The sequence below is a fragment of the Streptomyces sp. NPDC047971 genome (assembly GCF_040653355.1).
GTDB lineage: Bacteria > Actinomycetota > Actinomycetes > Streptomycetales > Streptomycetaceae > Streptomyces.
On sequence record NZ_JBEZNW010000019.1, the window covers coordinates 1 to 15,150 of the forward strand.

At 72.8% G+C, this 15,150-nt stretch carries 14 protein-coding genes; 2 read left to right on the forward strand and 12 right to left on the reverse strand.

Annotated elements, in window-relative coordinates; translation table 11 throughout:
• Nucleotides 1-123: 123 nt before the first annotated feature.
• From AB0D99_RS19210 to AB0D99_RS19225, 4 genes are all read right to left on the reverse strand, one after another.
• Entirely contained in the window at nucleotides 124-765 is a 642-nt protein-coding gene (locus tag AB0D99_RS19210; RefSeq protein ID WP_362363020.1) for a small secreted protein, read from the reverse strand.
• Between the two features lie 188 nt (nucleotides 766-953).
• Nucleotides 954-3,362 (reverse strand): sodium-translocating pyrophosphatase, encoded by a 2,409-nt coding sequence (locus AB0D99_RS19215; protein WP_362363023.1) that lies wholly within the window; start codon nucleotides 3,360-3,362, stop codon nucleotides 954-956.
• 530 nt (nucleotides 3,363-3,892) lie between these two features.
• Nucleotides 3,893-4,351 carry an ATP-binding protein gene (locus AB0D99_RS19220; RefSeq protein WP_362363026.1) on the reverse strand — a complete coding sequence of 153 codons (459 nt, stop codon included), beginning with the start codon at nucleotides 4,349-4,351 and terminating at the stop codon, nucleotides 3,893-3,895.
• A gap of 92 nt (nucleotides 4,352-4,443) precedes the next feature.
• Nucleotides 4,444-4,797, reverse strand: a complete 354-nt coding sequence (locus tag AB0D99_RS19225; protein ID WP_137988538.1) for an STAS domain-containing protein — start codon at nucleotides 4,795-4,797, stop codon at nucleotides 4,444-4,446.
• 79 nt (nucleotides 4,798-4,876) lie between these two features.
• Here AB0D99_RS19225 and AB0D99_RS19230 point away from each other — a divergent pair, with 79 nt between their 5' ends.
• Nucleotides 4,877-7,354: a DEAD/DEAH box helicase gene (locus tag AB0D99_RS19230; protein WP_362363030.1), complete on the forward strand. Its 2,478-nt coding sequence runs from the start codon at nucleotides 4,877-4,879 to the stop codon at nucleotides 7,352-7,354.
• Here the strand turns inward: AB0D99_RS19230 and AB0D99_RS19235 are convergent.
• The 7 genes from AB0D99_RS19235 to ssd all read right to left on the reverse strand — a co-directional run bounded on the left by AB0D99_RS19235 (nucleotide 7,296) and on the right by ssd (nucleotide 12,632).
• A complete protein-coding gene (locus tag AB0D99_RS19235; RefSeq protein ID WP_362363033.1) occupies nucleotides 7,296-7,844 on the reverse strand; it encodes an Rv3654c family TadE-like protein in 549 nt (182 codons plus the stop codon). The genes AB0D99_RS19230 and AB0D99_RS19235 overlap by 59 nt on opposite strands.
• Nucleotides 7,841-8,200, reverse strand: a complete 360-nt coding sequence (locus AB0D99_RS19240) for a TadE family type IV pilus minor pilin (protein ID WP_362363036.1) — start codon at nucleotides 8,198-8,200, stop codon at nucleotides 7,841-7,843. Before AB0D99_RS19240 ends, AB0D99_RS19235 begins: the two co-directional genes overlap by 4 nt.
• A complete protein-coding gene (locus AB0D99_RS19245) occupies nucleotides 8,187-8,381 on the reverse strand; it encodes a DUF4244 domain-containing protein (protein WP_362363039.1) in 195 nt (64 codons plus the stop codon). Before AB0D99_RS19245 ends, AB0D99_RS19240 begins: the two co-directional genes overlap by 14 nt.
• Nucleotides 8,382-8,522: 141 nt before the next feature.
• On the reverse strand, nucleotides 8,523-9,257 hold the full coding sequence (locus tag AB0D99_RS19250) for a type II secretion system F family protein (protein WP_362363374.1): 735 nt from the start codon (nucleotides 9,255-9,257) through the stop codon (nucleotides 8,523-8,525).
• Between the two features lie 149 nt (nucleotides 9,258-9,406).
• A complete protein-coding gene (locus tag AB0D99_RS19255) occupies nucleotides 9,407-10,300 on the reverse strand; it encodes a type II secretion system F family protein (RefSeq protein WP_362363042.1) in 894 nt (297 codons plus the stop codon).
• Nucleotides 10,294-11,481, reverse strand: coding sequence for a TadA family conjugal transfer-associated ATPase (locus tag AB0D99_RS19260; RefSeq protein WP_362363045.1), 1,188 nt, complete (start codon nucleotides 11,479-11,481; stop codon nucleotides 10,294-10,296). Before AB0D99_RS19260 ends, AB0D99_RS19255 begins: the two co-directional genes overlap by 7 nt.
• Nucleotides 11,478-12,632, reverse strand: coding sequence for a septum site-determining protein Ssd (ssd, locus tag AB0D99_RS19265; protein WP_362363048.1), 1,155 nt, complete (start codon nucleotides 12,630-12,632; stop codon nucleotides 11,478-11,480). The genes AB0D99_RS19260 and ssd overlap by 4 nt, the downstream gene beginning before the upstream one ends.
• Before the next feature lie 479 nt (nucleotides 12,633-13,111).
• On the opposite strand from ssd, the gene AB0D99_RS19270 reads away from it, so the two are divergent.
• The gene (locus AB0D99_RS19270; protein WP_362363051.1) at nucleotides 13,112-13,978 is read left to right on the forward strand and encodes an HAD-IB family hydrolase; all 867 of its coding nucleotides are present in this window, start codon (nucleotides 13,112-13,114) and stop codon (nucleotides 13,976-13,978) included.
• A 314-nt stretch (nucleotides 13,979-14,292) separates the two neighbouring features.
• Here the strand turns inward: AB0D99_RS19270 and AB0D99_RS19275 are convergent, their stop codons facing one another.
• Complete coding sequence (locus AB0D99_RS19275; protein WP_362363054.1) at nucleotides 14,293-15,120, reverse strand: oxidoreductase; 828 nt, start codon at nucleotides 15,118-15,120, stop codon at nucleotides 14,293-14,295.
• Nucleotides 15,121-15,150: the final 30 nt, after the last annotated feature.

The following is a 15,150-nucleotide window of genomic DNA, read 5'->3' on the forward strand; positions in this document are numbered from 1 at the left end:
TGGTTGTTTTTCCGTTGGGTGCCCCTGGCGTGGGGGGGGGGGGGGGGCCGGGGGCGCCCCGCCCCCCCCGCGGGGCCCGCGGGGCCAGCGGCGCTCGCCCGGGGCCCCTGCGGTCCGTCCTCGCTACTCCGCCTTCTTGCTCGCGGATTCCGACGGCTTGGCGGACGCCTTCCCCGAAGGCGTGGCGCCCGCGTCGGGCGAGGCCGAGCCGCCCGACGCCGGCGACGGCGTCGCCCGCTGGCAGCCCGGCTGCTTCGCCATCGCCGCGCCGACCTCACCGGACTGCAGCTTGGCGAGCGCGTCCTGGTCCATCTTCTCGATCTTCTTCAGGCCGTCGGCGACGTTCTGCAGACCGTCCGCGAACTTCTGCTGGTTGTTCGGATCGAGCTCGTCGACCTGCTTCTTCAGCCCCTCGTACGCGACCGCCGTGGCGTTGAGTTCCTTGACCGCGTCCTGCTGGAGCTTCTCGCCGTTGTCCACGGGCGGCGCCCCGGCGGCCTCGATGGACTTGGCGAGCGCCCGGTCCGCGTCGGCGATGTCCTGGAACGCCTTCGAGTCCGCCGCCTGGATGTCGGCCGGCTTGCCGTCCGCCGCCGTCGAGATGATCAGCTGCTGTGCGTCGGCCCGCTTCTGGATCTGGGGCTTCGCCTGGTCGCAGACCGTCTTGGCCCAGTCGTCGACCTTGTCGCCGTCGTCGCTGCAACCGGAAAGCGCGAGCACCAGTACCGCGCCACCGGACAGCGCGGCCGCAAGTTTCTTGTTCACCGGATCGGTCCCTTCCAAGGCTCTCGGCCCCGGAACATACACGCCATGCGGGCGACATCCACCTTTCGTGCGACCGGTTCATCCCATATTGCAGCCTTTCGCACCAAGGGAGACACGCCTCACGCCGCTCCATACGACGGGCGGACGACATGTCATCACATGCCGTCCGCCCGCTCTCTGACCAGGTGTTACGAAATCACCGGGGTGTCCGGTGAGGCGGCCGTGCGATGCGCGGCGTTGTCTTCGTCACCCGTTTCGTCTCCGACGGCCACCGAACGCCGCTTGGAGACGTAGACGGCTCCGATGATGACGACGATCGCGAGGATCGCGATCAGCGCCCGCAGTCCGCCGCTGGCGTCGTCGCCGAAGCTGAACTGCACGACCGCCGGAGCGATCAACAGGGCGACCAGGTTCATGACCTTCAGCAACGGGTTGATGGCCGGTCCCGCGGTGTCCTTGAACGGGTCGCCGACGGTGTCGCCGATGACGGTCGCGGCATGGGCGTCGCTGCCCTTGCCGCCGTGGTGACCGTCCTCGACGAGCTTCTTGGCGTTGTCCCAGGCACCGCCGGAGTTGGCGAGGAAGACCGCCATCAGCGTGCCGGTGGCGATGGCTCCGGCGAGGTACGAGCCGAGCGCGCCCACGCCGAGCGAGAAGCCCACGGCGATCGGCGCCATCACGGCGAGCAGCCCGGGCGTGGCGAGTTCCCGCAGGGCGTCCTTGGTGCAGATGTCGACCACTCGCCCGTACTCGGGCGTCTCGGTGTGGTTCATGATCCCGGGGTGCTCGCGGAACTGCCGTCGCACCTCGTAGACGACCGAGCCGGCCGAGCGGGACACCGCGTTGATCGCGAGCCCCGAGAAGAGGAACACGACCGCGGCGCCGAGGACCATGCCGAAGAGGTTGTTGGGCTGCGAGATGTCCATGGAGAGATTCATCTCGGTGGCCTTGGCCCCGACGTCGGACACCGCCGTGGCGATCGCGTCGCGGTACGAACCGAACAGCGCCGCCGCCGCCAGGACCGCGGTCGCGATGGCGATGCCCTTGGTGATGGCCTTGGTGGTGTTGCCGACGGCGTCGAGATCGGTGAGGACCTGCGCGCCCGCGCCCTCGACGTCGCCGGACATCTCGGCGATGCCCTGCGCGTTGTCGGAGACCGGGCCGAAGGTGTCCATGGCGACGATCACACCGACGGTGGTGAGCAGACCCGTGCCGGCGAGGGCGACCGCGAACAGCGCCAGCATGATCGACGCGCCACCGAGCAGGAACGCCCCGTAGACGCCGAGGCCGATGAGCAGGGCCGTGTAGACGGCCGACTCCAGGCCGATGGAGATGCCCGCGAGGACGACGGTGGCGGCGCCGGTGAGCGAGGACTTGCCGATGTCCTTGACCGGGCGCCGGGTCGTCTCCGTGAAGTAGCCGGTGAGCTGCTGGATCAGCGCGGCCAGGACGATGCCGATGGCGACGGCGACCAGGGCGAGGATCCGGGGGTCTCCGGCGTGGCTCTGGATGCCGGGCTCCGTGACGCCCTTGAGGTCGGCGTAGGAGGAGGGCAGGTAGGCGAAGACGGCGATGGCGACGAGGGCGAGCGAGATCACCGCGGAGATGAAGAAGCCTCGGTTGATGGCGCTCATTCCGCTGCGGTCGGCGCGCCGCGGGGCGACCGCGAAGATGCCGATCATCGCGGTGACCACGCCGATCGCCGGGACGATCAGCGGAAAGGCGAGGCCGAGGTCGCCGAAGGCCGCCTTGCCGAGGATGAGTGCGGCGACGAGGGTGACGGCGTACGACTCGAAGAGGTCGGCGGCCATGCCCGCGCAGTCGCCGACGTTGTCGCCCACGTTGTCGGCGATCGTGGCGGCGTTGCGCGGATCGTCCTCGGGGATGCCCTGCTCGACCTTGCCGACCAGGTCGGCACCGACGTCCGCGGCCTTGGTGAAGATGCCGCCGCCGACTCGCATGAACATCGCGATGAGCGCGGCGCCGAGTCCGAATCCCTCCAGGACCTTGGGCGCGTCGGCCGCGTAGACGAGGACGACGCAGGAGGCACCGAGCAGGCCGAGGCCCACCGTGAACATGCCGACCACTCCGCCCGTACGGAAAGCGATCTTCATCGCCTTGTGCGCGACGGACGTCAGATCCTTTTCCGGTTCGCCCGGCCCCGGGGTCGCCTCGCGCGCGGCCGCGGCCACTCGCACATTCGCCCGTACGGCGAGCCTCATTCCGATGTATCCGGTGGCCGCCGAGAAAAGCGCACCCACCAGGAAGAAGAGGGAACGCCCGGCACGCTGCGACCAGTTGTCGGCGGGAAGCAGCAACAGCAGGAAGAACACGATGACGGCGAAGATCGCGAGGGTCCGCAACTGCCGCGCGAGATAGGCGTTCGCGCCCTCCTGCACGGCACCGGCGATCTTCTTCATCGCATCGGTGCCCTCACCGGCGGCGAGCACCTGGCGCACCAGCACCTGGGCGACGAAGAGCGCGGCCAGCGCGACGACCGCGATGACGATCACGATGGTTCGGTTCTCGTCGGTGAGTACGGCCGCGGCGAGAGAAGTGGGGTGTCCGGTCAGTTCTGTGTTGAAGAGCCCCGCCATTCGTCCTCCTTGACGTTGCGAGCTCAAGATGTGGACGGATTGTAGGGAGCGGAACCTGATCAAAACAGGGCGCCGCAAACGGAATTCCCCATTGACTCGATCTTCCCATCGAAAGAAGTAATGGGGCAAAAGCATTTACCCATGATCCATGATCTAGAGAAATGAAAAGAGGCCCTGCTCAGCAGGGCCTCTTCTCATGATCTCGCCATGACCTCACGGACCGAGGGTCATTCGTTCGGGGTACGCCGTCCGGCGGAATGATCCCGAGAACGGTCCCGGGGATCGGTCCAGGGATCGGTCGCGGGGATCGGCCCAGGAAACGGTCGCGGGGATCGGTGGCGGGGATCCGTCCCGAGAACGGTCGCGGGGATCGGTACCGAGAACGGTCGTGGGGATCGGTTCCGCGGATCGGCCCCGGAGACGGTCCCTGGATCGGTCCCGGACGTGGCGACGCCCACCGGCACGCCGCTGATGCGGCGACGCCCGGCGGGTGGACGCTCAGGGAGCGCGACGCGGGTCGGGGACGGCGGTCAGGGGAGCGCGACGGCCGGTGTGGTGGGCCAGCTCATCCTGATGACCCCGCCCTCCTCGCCGGCGCGGACCTCGACGTCGTCGACGAGCCCGCGGATCACCGCGAGACCCATCTCGTCCTCACCGTCCGCGTCGTCGAACTCCTCGGCCGGAGCCTCGTCCCGTGCGCCAGGCACACCGGCGGCATCGGCCGCCGCCACGCCCGCGCCCGGGACCTCGTCGCCGACCTCGATGGAGAACGTCTTCTCCTCCTCGGTCAGCACGACCCGGACGGGGGTGACGACGTCGTTGCTGCGGTGCAGCCCCACAGCGCGGGAACACGCCTCGCCGACGGCGAGTCTGACCTCGTCGAGGACCGCCTCGTCGACCCCGGCCCGACGCGCCACCGCGGCCGCCACGAGGCGGGCCGTGCGGACGTGCTCGGGCTGGGCGCTGAAGCGGAGTTCAACGGTGGCCATGCGGTCCCCCTAGGAACGTATGGGCGGGCAAGTCGGAGGACCGGGCGTGTACGGCCCGGCTCTCCCTCTCGTCTTCCGAAGCCGGCCGACCGTCAGTCGGTGGCGTTGACGGCCTCGTCGACCGTGGTGTGAATGGGGAACACCTTGGTCAGGCCGGTGATCCGGAAGATCTTCAGAATGCGCTCCTGGTTGCAGACCAGGCGCAGCGAGCCCTCATGCGCGCGGACGCGCTTCAGGCCGCCCACCAGCACGCCGAGGCCGGTCGAGTCGAGGAAGTCCACGCCCTCCATGTCGACAACCAGGTGGTAGCTGCCGTCATTCACCAACTCGACCAACTGCTCGCGCAGCTTGGGCGCGGTATACACATCAATCTCGCCACCGACCTCGACGACCGTACGGTCGCCACTCGGGCCGGACACATTGCGAGTCGACAGGGACAGGTCCACGGATCCTCCAGCACCTTGCTATCGAGCGGTCGCCCCTCGGGTCTCCCCGGCGGAGTCGGGGGACAGATCGCCAGCCGCGATGGCATTCAATCACTTACCAGCAGCCATGCACGACGCCTTGGGAGCATTGTCCGTCACGCCAGTGACACACTCGGTGCCGATGGCCAAGAATCACCGCCCCAGTCGACCTGCCGGGGAGAGGGGCAGCCGCCCCTCTCCCGGCATGATCCTCGACCGGCTCTCCTCGGGCGAGAGCCGGGCCGCGCGCATCACTCATACGGAGCACTTGCCCGCCCGGGAGGGTCGCCATGCCGTCTGGCCGCATCGCATCCGGCCGGAAGTGATCGGCGCGATCCAGGCGGCCGGCATCGAGCACCCCTGGGCCCACCAGGCAGAGGCCGCCGAGCACGCCCTGGACGGCCAGTCCGTGGTGATCTCCACCGGCACCGCCTCGGGCAAGTCACTGGCCTATCTCGCACCCGTCCTGTCCACGCTCCTGGACGGCTCCGAGGCCGCGAACGGCCGGGGCACCACCGCCCTGTACCTGGCGCCCACCAAGGCCCTCGCCGCCGACCAGCGCCGCGCCGTGCGCGAGCTGGCCGCCCCGCTCGGCAACCGGATCCGGCCCGCCGTCTACGACGGCGACACGCCGGTCGAGGAGCGCGAGTGGGTCCGCCAGTACGCGAACTACGTGCTGACCAATCCGGACATGCTCCATCGGGGGATCCTCCCGTCCCACCCCAGGTGGTCCTCCTTCCTGCGCTCCCTGCGCTTCGTCGTGATCGACGAGTGCCACACCTACCGGGGCGTCTTCGGCTCCCACGTCGCCCAGCTGCTGCGCCGCCTTCGGCGTGTCTGCGCCCGGTACGGCGCGGATCCCGTCTTCCTCCTCGCCTCGGCCACCTCGGCCGATCCCGCCCTCGCCGCCGGCCGCCTCACCGGCCTGCCCGTCTCGGAGGTCTCCGACGACGCCTCCCCGCACGGCGAGCTGGTCTTCGCCCTCTGGGAGCCGCCGCTGACCGAGCTCCACGGGGAGCAGGGCGCCCCGGTGCGCCGCACGGCCACCGCGGAGACGGCCGACCTGCTGACCGACCTGACCGTGCAGGGCGTCCGCTCGGTCGCCTTCGTCCGCTCCCGGCGCGGCGCGGAGCTGATCTCGGTCATCGCCCAGGAACGCCTCGTCGAGGTCGACCGCTCACTCGCGCGCAGGGTCGCCGCCTACCGCGGCGGCTACCTCCCCGAGGAGCGCCGCGCCCTGGAGCGCGCCCTGCACTCGGGCGAGCTGCTCGGGCTCGCCGCCACGACGGCCCTGGAGCTGGGCGTGGACGTCTCGGGCCTGGACGCCGTGGTGATCGCCGGCTACCCGGGCACGCGGGCCTCCCTGTGGCAGCAGGCGGGCCGCGCGGGCCGCTCGGGAGAGGGCGCCCTGGCGATCCTGGTCGCCCGCGACGACCCGCTGGACACGTTCCTGGTCCACCACCCCGAGGCCCTGTTCCAGCAGCCGGTCGAGTCGACCGTCCTGGATCCCGACAATCCGTACGTCCTCGCCCCCCATCTGTGCGCCGCCGCGGCGGAGCTCCCGCTGACCGACGCCGACCTGGCCCTCTTCGGTCCGGCCGTCCCCGAGCTGCTGCCCCAGCTGGAGGCCGCGGGACTGCTGCGCAGGCGCTCCACCGGCTGGTACTGGACCCGCCGCGAGCGGGCCGCCGACCTGACCGACATCCGGGGCGGAGGCGGCAGCCCCGTCCAGATCGTGGAAGCCGCCACCGGACGTCTCCTCGGCACGGTCGACGAGGCCGCCTCCCACACCGCCGTCCACGACGGAGCCGTCCACCTCCATCAGGGCCGTACGTACCTGGTGAAGACCCTGGACCTCAAGGACTCCGTGGCCCTGGTGGAGGAGGCCAGCCCGTCGTACTCCACCACCGCCAGGGACACCACCTCCATCTCCGTCCTCGAAACCGACATCGAGATCCCCTGGGGAGCCGGCCGCCTCTGCTACGGCTCCGTCGAGGTCACCAACCAGGTCGTCTCCTTCCTGCGCCGCCGTCTGATCACGGGCGAGGTCCTCGGCGAGACCAAGCTCGACCTGCCGCCCCGCACGCTGCGCACCCGGGCCGTGTGGTGGACGGTCACCGACGACCAGCTGGACGCCGCCCGGATCCACCCGGAGATCCTCGGCGGTGCCCTGCACGCCGCCGAGCACGCCTCGATCGGGATGCTGCCGCTCTTCGCCACCTGTGACCGCTGGGACATCGGCGGGGTCTCCGTCCCGCTCCACCCCGACACCCTGCTGCCGACCGTCTTCGTCTACGACGGCCATCCGGGTGGTGCGGGCTTCTCCGAACGGGCCTTCCACACCGCCCGCGCGTGGCTGTCGGCCACCCGCGAGGCGATCGCCTCCTGCGAGTGCGAGGCGGGCTGCCCCTCCTGCATCCAGTCGCCCAAGTGCGGCAACGGCAACGACCCGCTCCACAAGCGCGGCGCCGTGCGCCTCCTCACGGAACTGCTGCGGGAAGCCCCGGAAGAGCCTCAGGAGGCCCCGCCCGGGCCCTGATCGCCGGCGCGTACGGTCCCAGGCGCACCGCGGCGGTCACGTCCGCGACGTCGCCGTGCAGGGAGCACCGCAGCACGGCCGCGCCCTGCGCGCCCGCCACCCTGGACGCCGCCGCGCAGGCCGCCTCCTCGCCCCACAGCGCGCGGTCGGCGGCGGCGAGCGCCGCCAGGTCCGCGGCACCGCCCGCGCGGTGCCGGGCCACGACCGCCTGCCCCAGCGCGAGCACCGCCCCGAACACCACGCACAGGACGCAGGCCGCGAACGCGGTCCACACCGTCGCCATCCCCCGGTCGCGCCCGGCGGCGGCCGTCGCGGGGCGGCGGGCCCCGACCGGTCTCCCCGTCCCGCCCGAGCCTGTGCCGGCCTCCCCGCCCGAGCCGGTGCCGGCCTCCCCGCCCGAGCCGGTGCAGGGCGCTCCACCGGCCCCGCCCGTCCTGCCCGTCCCGCCCGCCGCGGCGCCGCTCGTCGATCCGCTCGTGGAGCCGCTCATGGAGCCGTCACCCCCACCGTGTCCTCGGCCAGGGCCGCGGCTCCGGCGCGGAGGGTGAGGCCCATGCCGCCGGGGCCCGGTGCCGACACTTCCACCGTCACCCGCCACAGCTCGCCCGAACGGGTCACGCCGACCTTCGCCCCCTCCGGCGCGGCCGCCCGGGCGGCCGCCTCGGCGCCCGCGACGGGCTCCGACCGGGCCACCGCCCTCGCCCCGGCCCGCGCCGCGTCCACGCACTGGATCTGCGCCGCCGCGGCGGCGAGCGCCCAGACCAGGGCCATCGTGAACACGACCAGGGCCGGCAAGGCCATCGCCGCCTCCACGGTCACCGCGCCCCGGTCCTCAGAACGGCGCATCGAGCGCCTTCCCGATCACCGACTCCAGGGCGCCGGAGACCCCTCCGCTGGTCACGATCTTGTAGAGCACGGTCGCGAAGGCCGCGGCCGCGATCGTTCCCATCGCGTACTCGGACGTGGTCATCCCCGCATCGCTCCGGGCCGCCCGCCGGGCCCGCCACCACGCGCTCATCCTCTTCATGCCAACCCCCATGTGTCGTCACCGTGTTCGTGCTCGTCTTCGTGCTCATACGTGTGCTCGTGCTCGTCTTCGTGTTCATGTGCGCACGTGCGCGTTGTCGTGCGCGAGCGCGTGCCCATGCCTGTGCGTGCGCGTCCTCCGTCAGTGCCGCAGCAGGCCGCTCGCGAGACCGATCACCACCGGGGCCACGCCGACCGCCAGGAAGGCGGGCAGGAAGCAGAGCCCCACGGGCGCGGTGATCAGCACCTGTGCCCGCTGGGCCCGGGCCGCCGCCTTCCGCGCGCGGTCCGCCCGCAGGTCGGCCGCGTGTCGCGAGACTGCCTCCGCGGCGGGCGCCCCGGAGGAGCCGGCCCGTTCCAAGCAGCGGGCGAGAGCCTCGGCGCCGGGTATCTCGCCGAACCTCCGCCACACGTCGGCCGGTTCACCGCCCAGGCGGAGTTCGGCCGCCGTCCGGGTCAGCCGCTCGCCGACCGGCCCGCCCAGCGACCGGCCGACCGCGTCCGCCGCCTCGCCGGGTCCGGCTCCGGCCGACACGCAGGCCGCCAGCAGATCGGCCGCGAGCGGCAGCCGGCGTACGGCCTCCCCGTCGTCTACCGCCGTCGAGGCACGGCGCGCGCGGAACCTCCGTACTCCCCAGCCCGCCGCGACGGCCGCCAGGAGACCGGCCGGACCGCCGATGAGCGCCCAGCCGACGATCGCCGCCAGGAGGGGCCATGCCCAGCCGCGCAGCAGGGGCGGAAGCCCGATCCGGCGGCGCCCGGGCTCGAACCCGGCCTCCAGCAGGGCCGCGATCCGCCTGCGGGTCCGCGTCCGACGTCGTCGGTCGGCCACGGCCCAGGCGGCGCACACGACCGCGCCCGCCGACGCCGCCACCATCCCCAGCCTGTGGACGAACTCACCCGACCCGACGGCTCCCGACCCGACGGCTCCCGACCCGACGACACCCGCCGCGAAGTGTCCCGCCGGTCCGAAGAGCCCCGCCGGTCGGAAGAGTCCCACCGGTCCGAAGAGTCCCACCGTCCCGCTCACGCCCGCTCCCCGCCTCGCACGATCCGCGCCGCCCACCACAGGCCGGCCGCCTCCAGAGCGCTGCCGACGACCAGACACCCCAGCCCCACCGGCGTGTGCAGCAGCACGTGCAGCGGCCTCGCGCCCAGCGCCGTACCGAGCAGGAGCCCCACCACAGGGAGCACCGCGAGCACGGCGACCGTCGCCCAGGCCCCGGCCAGTTGGGCCCTCAGGCGCTCGCGCTGGTCCCGGTCCTCCCGGAGCGCGGCCTCCAGCCGGTCGAGCCCCGCGGCGAGACCGGCACCCCCGTCCACCGCGACCTGCCAGCAGGCCGCCAGACCGGCGAGACCGTCCCGTCCGTCCCGCCGCGCCGCCCGCCGCAGCGCCCCTGCCACGTCCCCGCCGAACCGGGCCGCCGCCAGGACCTCCGCCTCCTCCCCCGGCCCGAGCGCCTCGGTCGCCCCGACCGCGAAGAGCAGCGCCTGCGCGGGCTGTCGGCCGGCTCTCAACTCCCCCGCGACCGCCCCGCACAGGGCCACCACCGCGTCGGAGCGCGCCTCCCGCTCCTTGCGGCGCGCCCTCGTCCGCAGCCCGCGCCCCACCAGGGGCACCGCGACCGCCCCCGCCGCCAACGGCAGCGGCGACTCGCCGAGGAGCGCGAGGGTCGCGGCGACGGGCAGACACAGCCAGGCCCGCCGTGCCCGCACCACGGCCCACCACCGCGCGCCCGACACCCGTAGGGACACCCGCGCCGCCCCCGGAGCGCCCAGGATTCCCGGGGCGTCCCCACCGGCCAGTGCCAGCCGTGCCCTGCGCAGTCCCCGCTCCCGCTCGGCCAGCCGCCAGATCGCCGCCCCGGCGCACAGCGCCGCCGCGACCTGCGCCGGCGCCCACTGCTCCCCGCTCACCACTCGCCCCCGATCAGCGACCTCAGCCGCTCCCAGCCCCGGTCCCGCTCGAACCCGGCCGATGCCCAGCGCAGCGCGGGCACGGTCACCACCAGCCCCTCCCGGTCCCTTTCGAGGACATGGATCTCGGCGATCCGCCGTCGCCCCGCCCGGTCCCGTACGAGATGCAGCACGACCGACAGCCCGGCGCCCAACTGGCTGTGCAGCGCCGCCCGGTCGAGGCCGGCGGCCGTGCCGAGGGCTTCGAGGCGGGCCGGCACGTCGGCCGCCGTGTTGGCGTGGAGGGTTCCCGAGCCGCCTTCGTGTCCCGTGTTGAGGGCGGCCAGCAGATCGACCGCCTCCCCGCCCCGGACCTCGCCGACCACCAGCCGGTCCGGTCGCATCCGCAGGGCCTGCCGGACCAGGTCCCGCAGGGTGACCAGGCCGGCGCCCTCCTGGTTCGCCGGACGCGCCTCCAGGCGCACCACATGCGGGTGGTCGGGCCGCAGTTCGGCCGAGTCCTCGGCCAGGACGATGCGCTCGCGTTCGCCGACGAGGCCCAGGAGCGTGGACAGGAGCGTCGTCTTTCCCGAGCCCGTGCCACCGGAGATCAGATACGAGACCCGGGCCTCGATCAGCGCCCGCAGGATCCGCTCCCCACCCGGCGGGACCGTGCCCGCCTCGGTCAACTCGCCCACGGAGAAGGCACGCGGGCGCACCACCCGCAGCGCCAGGCAGGTCGAACCGACCGCCACCGGCGGGAGGACGGCGTGCATCCGCGTCCCGTCGGGCAGACGCGCGTCCACCCAGGGCCGGGCGTCGTCCAGGCGTCGGCCGGCCACCGCGGCGAGCCGCTGCGCCAGCCGGCGTACGGACGGCGCGTCCGCGAAGCGGACCTCGGTGAGCTCCAGACCGGCGCCCCGGTCGACCCAGACCCGATCGGGTGAAGAGACGAGCACGTCGGTGACGGCGGGATCGGCGAGCAGGGGCTCCAGCGGGCCCGTGCCGACCAGCTCGCAGCGCAACGCCTCCGCCGCGCCCAGGACTTCCGCGTCTCCGAGCAGCCGTCCCTGGGCCCGCAGCGCCGCCGCGACCCGTGCGGGCGTCGGCTCGGCGCCGCTCTCGGCGAGCCGCTGCCGCACGGCGTCCAGAAGTCCGGCACCGCCCAGGGAGGCTCCGGCGCCCCTGGACGTCCCCGCGCTCATGACGCCCCGTCCGGGGTCAGGGCGCGCGTCCAGAACTCCGCACAGAAGCGGCCGAGCGTTCCGCGCGCGTCGGCGCCCGGGGGTGCGCCGTCGTCCAGGGCTTCCAGGAGGCCGGGATCGTGCGGCAGTTCTCCGGCGAGCGGCAGCCGCAGCGCGTCCGCGACCCAATGCTCGTCGAGCCCGGGAGCGTACGGACCGCGCACCACCGCCCGCAGATCGCGCACCGCCCGGCCCGCGTGGGCGGCGACCCGCCGCGCCGCCGCGACGGCCCGCAACTCGCCGGGGACGAGCAGAAGTCCGAGGTCCAGCTGGGCCAGCGCCTCGGTCACCGCCGCGTCGACCCGGCGGGGCAGGTCCACGACGACGATCCCGCCACGCCTGCGCGCCGCCGCCAGCACGGAGCGCATCGCCTCGGGCGGGACGAGCACCGAGTCGCCCCGGTCCCAGCTGAGCACGCGAAGCCCGCGCACCGAGGGCAGCGACTCCTCCAGGGCGCCGCCCGCGACCCGTCCCTTGGAGGCGGCGAAGTCGGGCCATCGCCTGCCTGCGACCCGTTCTCCGCCGAGCAGGACGTCCAGTCCGCCGCCGAGCGGGTCACCGTCCACGAGCAGGGTGCGCCGCCCGGTCCTCGCGGCGGCCAGCGCGAGCGCGCAGGCCAGCGTGGAGGCACCGGCGCCGCCTCGTCCGCCGATGACGCCCACGGTCAGCGCCTGTTTCCCGGCGCCCTCGGCCGCGTCGGCGATCCGGTCGACGAGCCAATTCTCGGCGTCCGGCAGCCTCAGCACGCAGTCGGCGCCGATCTCGACGGCATGCCGCCACACTTCGGGGGTCTCGCGGCCCTCGGCGCCCCGCCCGACGAGGATCACGCCCGGCCTGCGCACGGCCCCGCGGCAGCGCGCCGCGGCGTCGTCGCCGACGAGGACGAGCGGGGCGTCGGCCCAGCTCGCGCGGTGGTCCGGCACGGTGTGGTGCACCTCCGGCTCGGCTCCCGCCGCGGCGCACAGCCGCAGAAGGTCGTCGAGCAGGGCCAGATCCTCGGTCACGATCAACGGTCCGGCCCGGTGCCCCCCGCCGGCGCCCTCCCCTTCGGGCGCTCCGGACGAGCCGACGGACCTCGCGGTCCCGCGACCGCCCGAAGTTCTGAAAGTCATGGTTCCCGCCACAGCAGACGCCCCCTGTCCGTGTGATCCCGTGCGCGCCGGCGGCGCGGCCGAGATCGGTGATTCCTTCCGTCCGCGGAGTTCGCGGCGGGAATCACCGTGGCGCCATCCCGGAAATCTCGTGGATCTTGCTCAAAAACTGTGGATAACTCACCGGTTGTGAATATCCCGGCGCCCCATACCGGGGATGCCCGGAGAGCAGCCCTCCCGCTACGCTGAGTGACGAAACAAGGCCGGCGGCAGGCGGTGGCCACACGGCCGACGAGAGGGGGACACATGAGGGTCCGAAGGGCGAAAACGCGTCCGGACATGCGACGACCCCCGCCGGGGGGGAGAGCGGGGGTCGTCTCTCCGGCCGACTCGGGGGGGGAGGAGCCGGACCGGGTTAGCACGGTCGCGAACGATCCGTGACTTCCATGGTGTACCCGAGAGCCTTCTCAGGCAAACCCACACGCCCGAGCGTACGCCGAATGGCGGGCACCTATGCTCGCCTCGTGGAAAACCACTCGTTGCCGCGCACAGCAGCCTTCTTTGACCTGGACAAGACGGTCATTGCGAAGTCGTCGACGCTGACCTTCAGCAAGTCCTTCTACCAAGGCGGACTGATCAACCGCCGCGCCGTCCTGCGGACTGCCTACATCCAGTTCGTCTTCCTCGTGGGCGGCGCCGACCACGATCAGATGGAGCGGATGCGTGAATATCTTTCCGCGCTCTGCAAAGGCTGGAACGTCTCGCAGGTCAAGGAGCTCGTCGCCGAGACCCTGCACGAGCTGATCGACCCGATCATCTACGACGAGGCGGCCTCACTCATCGAAGAGCACCACGCCGCGGGCCGTGACGTCGTGATCGTCTCGACCTCGGGCGCCGAGGTGGTGGAGCCGATCGGCGAGATGCTGGGAGCCGACCGGGTCGTCGCCACGCGGATGGTCGTCGGCGACGACGGCTGCTTCACCGGGGAGGTGGAGTACTACGCCTACGGGCCCACCAAGGCGGAGGCGGTCCGCGAGCTGGCGGAGTCCGAGGGCTACGACCTCTCGCGCTGCTACGCCTACAGCGACTCGGCGACCGACGTGCCGATGCTGGAGGCCGTGGGCCACCCCTACGCGGTGAACCCCGACCGGACCCTCCGCCGCGAAGCCACCACCCGGGACTGGCCGATCCTGTCCTTCGAGAAGCCCGTCCGGCTCAAGCAGCGGCTGCCCGCGTTCCGGCTGCCGCCGCGCCCCGCGCTCGTGGCGGCGGCAGCCGTCGGCGCGGCCGCCGCCACCGCCGGTCTCGTCTGGTACGCCAACCGCCGACGACAGGCCGCCCTTGCCCAGCGCTTTGCCCGGATTTGATACGAACGCAAAAGAAGTGCGGCCAGGACTTTCGCATCCCATCCGACAGGAGTAGAAAGGAATCAGGCCCGCGAGACCTAGGACATCCGAGAGGATCACCTGTTGAGCAACAAGGCCCCACGGACCACGCACAGAAGCTGAGCACCCACGCGACGTCGACCCGTCGATTACGGGCCAGCCGCACCAGGCGACGGGCAAAGTTCCCCGCCTGATGGGCACATATCGAGGACGCTTGGTAACTCGGCAGACGTGTCAGCGGCGGTACCAGGACTGGTACCGCCGCAACCCTGTTCGGGGACGTTTCCGGGTGCCGGTCAGGCGGCGCCGCGCTGCAGCGCCTCACACACCGCCGTCGACTCCCGGACGCCCAGCTCCACGGCCCGCCCGCAGTGCGCGATCCAGGCGGCCATGCCCTCCGGAGTCCCGGACAGATACCCCTCGAACGCGGCGACGTACGCGGCACGCCCCTGCTCGGCGTGACCGACCTCCGCAGGACAGATGGACTTCGGGTCGAGTCCGCTGCCGATCAGCACGATCCGCTCGGCGGCCCGCGCGATCAGCCCGTTGTACGAGGTGAACGGCCGCAGTGCCAGAAGTTCGCCGTGCACCACGGCCGCCGTCACCAGCGCCGGCGCCGTACCGCCCGCGATGATCAGTTCCGAGAGCCCGTCGAGCCGACCCGCGACCTCGGCCGGGTCCGGCAGCGGCGCCTCGATCAGCGGCTCGCCCACGGCCTCGCCGACCTGACGGGGCCTGCCGACGGAGTCGCCGAGGTCGGCGGTGTCGCCCACCGCGACCAGGTGCAGCCGGGCCAGCACCCGGAGCGGCGACTGACGCCAGATGGAGAGGAGCTGACCGGCCTCGGCGCTCAGCCGCAGGGCCGCGCCCACCGTCCGCGCCTCGGTGTCCCCGCCGAAGTCGGTGCGCCGGCGGACCTCCTCAAGGGCCCAGTCGGCGCCGGAGAGCGCCGCCGAACCCCGCGCACCGCGCAGGGCCGCCTCGGAGGTGATCTCGTTGCTGCGGCGCCGCATCACGCGGTGCCCGTAGACCCGGTCGACGGCCTTGCGTACGGAGTCCACCGAATCGGCGACGCCCGGCAGGGAGCCGAGGGCGGCCAGGGGGTCAGAGGCGTGCGTACTCATAAGTAGGGAGGCTACGCGCCCTCGGCCGCC

Excerpts from the sequence above, each read along its gene's own strand:
- AB0D99_RS19220 (WP_362363026.1), bottom strand. The coding sequence starts at position 4,351 with ATGGCCACCGTTGAACTCCGCTTCAGCGCCCAGCCCGAGCACGTCCGC.
- AB0D99_RS19260 (WP_362363045.1), bottom strand. The coding sequence starts at position 11,481 with ATGAGCGCGGGGACGTCCAGGGGCGCCGGAGCCTCCCTGGGCGGTGCC.
- AB0D99_RS19215 (WP_362363023.1), bottom strand. The coding sequence starts at position 3,362 with ATGGCGGGGCTCTTCAACACAGAACTGACCGGACACCCCACTTCTCTC.
- AB0D99_RS19245 (WP_362363039.1), bottom strand. The coding sequence starts at position 8,381 with ATGAAGAGGATGAGCGCGTGGTGGCGGGCCCGGCGGGCGGCCCGGAGC.
- AB0D99_RS19240 (WP_362363036.1), bottom strand. The coding sequence starts at position 8,200 with ATGCGCCGTTCTGAGGACCGGGGCGCGGTGACCGTGGAGGCGGCGATG.
- ssd (WP_362363048.1), bottom strand. The coding sequence starts at position 12,632 with ATGACTTTCAGAACTTCGGGCGGTCGCGGGACCGCGAGGTCCGTCGGC.
- AB0D99_RS19230 (WP_362363030.1), top strand. The coding sequence starts at position 4,877 with ATGGCATTCAATCACTTACCAGCAGCCATGCACGACGCCTTGGGAGCA.
- AB0D99_RS19250 (WP_362363374.1), bottom strand. The coding sequence starts at position 9,257 with ATGGTGGCGGCGTCGGCGGGCGCGGTCGTGTGCGCCGCCTGGGCCGTG.
- AB0D99_RS19270 (WP_362363051.1), top strand. The coding sequence starts at position 13,112 with ATGGCGGGCACCTATGCTCGCCTCGTGGAAAACCACTCGTTGCCGCGC.
- AB0D99_RS19275 (WP_362363054.1), bottom strand. The coding sequence starts at position 15,120 with ATGAGTACGCACGCCTCTGACCCCCTGGCCGCCCTCGGCTCCCTGCCG.
- AB0D99_RS19235 (WP_362363033.1), bottom strand. The coding sequence starts at position 7,844 with ATGAGCGGCTCCACGAGCGGATCGACGAGCGGCGCCGCGGCGGGCGGG.